Origin of the sequence: Kitasatospora sp. NPDC091257, from assembly GCF_044757675.1 — a bacterium.
In the GTDB taxonomy this organism is placed as follows: Bacteria; Actinomycetota; Actinomycetes; order Streptomycetales; family Streptomycetaceae; genus Kitasatospora; species Kitasatospora lactacystinica.
This window is the reverse complement of sequence record NZ_JBIVVI010000765.1, coordinates 1-4456: the sequence shown is the minus strand read 5'-3', so window position 1 is coordinate 4456 and position 4456 is coordinate 1. Positions and strand designations below refer to the sequence as shown.

At 71.8% G+C, this 4456-nt stretch carries 3 protein-coding genes and 1 pseudogene; 1 reads left to right on the top strand and 3 read right to left on the bottom strand.

Annotation, left to right across the window (positions count from 1 at the left end; all coding sequences use genetic code 11):
- Nucleotides 1–302, bottom strand: a pseudogene (locus tag ACIQOV_RS29085) (hypothetical protein); the annotation flags it as partial.
- 311 nt (nucleotides 303–613) lie between these two features.
- On the opposite strand from ACIQOV_RS29085, the gene ACIQOV_RS29080 reads away from it, so the two are divergent.
- Complete coding sequence (locus ACIQOV_RS29080; protein ID WP_401053518.1) at nucleotides 614–2323, top strand: cytochrome bc complex cytochrome b subunit; 1710 nt, start codon at nucleotides 614–616, stop codon at nucleotides 2321–2323.
- Here the strand turns inward: ACIQOV_RS29080 and ACIQOV_RS29075 are convergent.
- Both ACIQOV_RS29075 and ctaD read right to left on the bottom strand, forming a co-directional pair.
- Nucleotides 2289–2684 carry a cytochrome c oxidase subunit 4 gene (locus tag ACIQOV_RS29075; protein WP_401053516.1) on the bottom strand — a complete coding sequence of 132 codons (396 nt, stop codon included), beginning with the start codon at nucleotides 2682–2684 and terminating at the stop codon, nucleotides 2289–2291. The genes ACIQOV_RS29080 and ACIQOV_RS29075 overlap by 35 nt on opposite strands.
- On the bottom strand, nucleotides 2681–4408 hold the full coding sequence (gene ctaD, locus ACIQOV_RS29070) for a cytochrome c oxidase subunit I (protein ID WP_401053514.1): 1728 nt from the start codon (nucleotides 4406–4408) through the stop codon (nucleotides 2681–2683). The genes ACIQOV_RS29075 and ctaD overlap by 4 nt, the downstream gene beginning before the upstream one ends.
- Between the last annotated feature and the right edge of the window lie 48 nt (nucleotides 4409–4456).

Genomic DNA, 4456 nt, shown 5'->3' with positions numbered 1-4456 from the left:
TGGCGGGGCGCCTTGAAGCCGTGGTTCTCGGGGTTGTGGTCGTGCGGTGGCGCGGGGGCGGCGGTGGGGCTCCCCTTCCGGGTGGGTGTGGGGGTGGGGGTCGGGGTCTCGCCGGGGCAGGGGAAGTCGACCGGCCCGCCCTGGGCCGAGGGCGCGGCGGTGGTCGCGGCCGTCGTCGGCGTGGCGGCGCCGGTGTCCTGGGCGGTGTCCACGTGCTTCGTCCCGCACCCCGCCGCCAGCACGGCGAGCGCCGCCAGTGCCGGTATGCCGAGGCGCCCCCGCCGGGTCCTGATCGTCGTCATCCCGTGATCATGCCCCGGGCGGCCGACCCGCGCCACCTCCGCGGCCGCACCGGTCGAACCGCCCGGCAGCGCAAGCGTGTTGTGCGGATTCCGTGCCCGCCGGCCGCGCCGCGGTGCGCCGGGCAGGCGCCGGGCAGGGTCGCCGGCCCGCCCGGGACCGCCGCCACCGCCACCGCCACCGGAGGCTCGTTCGATGCGGACGCCCGGGCACCCGATGCCCGTTCCGCCGTTGGAGTGCTCTGCCTCCGCCCACCGCGACATCCGCGACGCTCGGCCGCCCCGTGCGCCGCGCGGCCCACTAGGTTCCTGCCGTGGACGAAACCAGGGCTTCGAACGGGCGCGAGCCGTCCGCCGGCGAGCGCGTCGCGACCCGCCTGGACGCACGGCTGCCGGTCACGGAGGCGGGCCGGGAGCTGCTGCGCAAGGTCTTCCCGGACCACTGGTCCTTCCTGCTCGGCGAACTCGCGCTGTACAGCTTCGTGGTGCTGCTGCTGACCGGCGTCTACCTGACGTTCTTCTTCCAGCCGAGCATGAACGAGGTCGTCTACCGGGGCGCCTACCTGCCGCTCGACGGCGTCCGGGTGTCCGAGGCGTACGCGTCCACCCTGCGGATCAGCTTCGAGGTGCGGGGCGGGTTGATGATCCGTCAGATCCACCACTGGTCGGCGCTGCTGTTCGCCTCCGCGATCGGTGTGCACCTGCTGCGGGTGTTCTTCACCGGGGCGTTCCGCCGCCCGCGCGAGCTCAACTGGGTGATCGGGGTGACGCTGTTCAACCTCGCGCTGCTGGAGGGGTTCTCCGGCTACTCGCTGCCGGACGACACCCTCTCCGGCACCGGCCTGCGGATCGCCGAGGGCGTCCTGCTGTCGGTGCCGCTGGTCGGCAGCTACCTCACCCTGTTCGCCTTCGGCGGCGAGTTCCCCGGTCACGAGGTCATCCCCCGGCTGTTCACCGTGCACGTCCTCCTGGTCCCGGGCCTGCTGCTGGCCCTGCTCGGGGCGCACCTGACGCTGGTGGTGGTGCTGAAGCACACCCACTGGGCCGCCCCCGGCCGCACCAACCGCAACGTGGTGGGGATGCCGTTCTTCCCCCAGTTCCTCACCCGCACGGTGGGCCTGATGTTCGCGGTGGGCGGCGTGATGGCGCTGTCGGCCTTCCTCGCCGAGGTCAACCCGATCTGGCGGTACGGCTCCTACCGCCCCGACGTGGTCGGCACGGGCGCGCAGCCGGACTGGTACATCGGCTTCATCGAGGGGGCGCTGCGCCTGATGCCGGCCACCGAGACCAGGCTGCTCGGGCACACCGTGTCGTGGAACGTGTTCCTGCCCGCCCTGGTGGTGCCCGGTCTGCTGTTCGCGGCGCTGTACGCCTATCCCTTCGTCGAACGGTGGCTCGACCCCGGGACCGGCGAGCACCACCTGTGCGACCGCCCGCGCAACCGGCCCACCCGCACCGCGCTGGGCACCGCCGGGATCACCGTCTACGCGGTGCTGCTGATCGCCGGCGGCAACGACGTCATCGCGTACGCCTTCGAGCTCTCCGTGAACGCGCTCACCGTGGTGCTGCGGACGGCCCTGGTGGTGCTGCCGCCGGTGGTCTTCGTACTCACCCGGCGCCTCTGCCTGGCCCTGCAGGCCCGGGACCGCTCCCGGCTGCTGGACGGCGACGAGACCGGCCGGATCGACCAGTCGCACGACGGCGGTTTCTCCGGCCACCGCCGCCCGGTCCCCGAGGCCGAGCGGTACGTGCTGCTGGCGCGCTCCGCGGCGGATCCGGTCACGGCCCTCCAGGGGGCGCCGCGGCACGAGCGGGTACGGGCCGCGGCGAGCTCCTGGTTCCACCGCGACCGGGTCGAACTCCCCTCCACCGAGCGGGAGTCGGAGCGGATGGCGGCCGTCCTCACCGCCCCGGCCCACCCCGCCGCCCCGACCCTCCGGGCGCCCGAACCCGCCCCGGGCGGCCCGCTCCGGCGGCTGCTGCGCCGGCTCAGCCCGCGTCGTGGTCACGGTACTGGAAGATGAAGCCGGCGACGGCGAACCCGAGCACCAGGGCGCCGACCACGATCAGCCACCGGGCGAAGACCAGTCCCAGGGCGAAGACCGTCACACCGACCGCCGCGAGGACCGGACAGCCGCTGCGGGCCGGGAAGAACCCCACCGGCCCGGCGGCCTCGGCGATCTCGGCCTCCTTGCGGTCCTGCGCCCGGCCGCCGCCCAGCCGCCGGTGCTGGACGAACCAGAACAGCGCGACCAGGCCGGACATCATGAACGCCACCGCCAGGATCGCCTTGCCGGCCGGCTCCCGGGCCCAGAGGCCGTAGACCAGCCCGGTCACCGCGAAGAACGCCGTCATGACGGCGAACAGCCATCCCTCCGCCTTCACCGCCCGCTCCCTCGTCCGCTCCCCGGCCCACCTGAACGGCCGTGCGGCACACCGGCGTTGCCGCTCGACGGCTCCTCCGACGGCACCTCAGGATGGTGCAGGTCGAAGGCCGGCGACTCGGAGCGGATCCGGGGCAGCGCGTGGAAGTTGTGCGACGGCGGCGGGCAGGAGGTGGCCCACTCCAGCGACCGGCCCCAGCCCCACGGATCGTCCTCGGCGACCTTCTCGCCGTACCTGGTGGTCCGCCAGACGTTGAAGAAGAACGGCAGGTTGGAGATCCCGAGCAGGAACGAGCCGATCGAGGCGCAGACGTTCAGGGCCGTGAAGTCGTCCACCGCCAGGTAGCTCGCGTAGCGGCGCGGCATCCCCTGGGCGCCGAGCCAGTGCATCACCAGGAAGGTGGTCTGGAACCCCGTGAACAGCATCCAGAAGTGGACCTTGCCCAGCCGCTCGTCGAGCATCTTCCCGGTGAGCTTCGGCCACCAGAAGTAGAAGCCCCCGAAGGTGGCGAAGACGACCGTCCCGAACAGTACGTAGTGCAGGTGGGCCACCACGAAGTAGCTGTCGGTGACGTGGAAGTCGATCGGCGGCGCGGCCAGCAGCACCCCGCTCAGCCCGCCGAACAGGAAGGTCACCAGGAAGCCGATCGACCAGAGCATCGGGGTCTCGAAGGACAGCGAGCCGTTCCACATCGTCCCGACCCAGTTGAAGAACTTCACCCCGGTGGGCACCGCGATCAGGAAGGACATCATCGAGAAGAACGGCAGCAGCACCTGGCCGGTGGCGAACATGTGGTGGGCCCACACCGACATGGACAGTGCGGTGATGGCGATGGTCGCGCCGATCATGCCGTAGTAGCCGAACAGCGGCTTGCGGCTGAACACCGGGATGATCTCGCTGATGATGCCGAAGAACGGCACCGCGACGATGTACACCTCCGGGTGGCCGAAGAACCAGAACAGGTGCTGCCACAGCAGCGCCCCGCCGTTCGCCGCGTCGAAGGCGTGCGCGCCGAACTTGCGGTCCGCCTCCAGGCAGAGCAGTGCGGCGGTCAGCACCGGGAAGGCCAGCAGCACCATGACGGAGGTGAACAGCACGTTCCAGGTGAAGATCGGCATCCGGAACAGCGTCATGCCCGGCGCCCGCAGGCAGGTGATGGTGGTGATGAAGTTGACCGACCCGAGGATGGTGCCGAGGCCGGCCACCACCAGGCCGAGCGCCCACAGGTCCCCGCCCGCCCCGGGCGAGAACAGCGGCCCGTTCAGCGGCGCGTACGCGAACCAGCCGAACGAGGGCGCGCCCCCGGTGGTGAGGAAGCCGCTCAGTACCATCAGCCCGCCCAGCAGGAAGGCCCAGTAGGTGAAGGCGTTCAGCCGGGGGAAGGCGACGTCCGGCGAGCCGATCTGCAGCGGCATGATCGCGTTGGCGAACCCGGCGAAGGTCGGGGTGGCGAACAGCAGCAGCATGATCGTGCCGTGCATGGTGAACAGCTGGTTGTACCGCTCGTTCGACAGCAGCCCGGTGTCCGGCCCCATCAGCTGGGCCCGCATCAGCAGCGCGAGCACGCCTCCGACCAGGAAGAAGCCGAAGGCCGTCGCCAGGTAGAGGTTCCCGATGACCTTGTGGTCCGTGGTGAACAGCCAGCGCAGCAGCGTGCTGCCCTGCCGGACCCGCGCCCGGGTGCGGTCCTGCGCCCGGGGCGGCGCGGTGGACGAAGCGCTCATGGAACCTCCGCAGCGGAGCCGGTGACGCCCCCGGTCGCGGCGCCGACC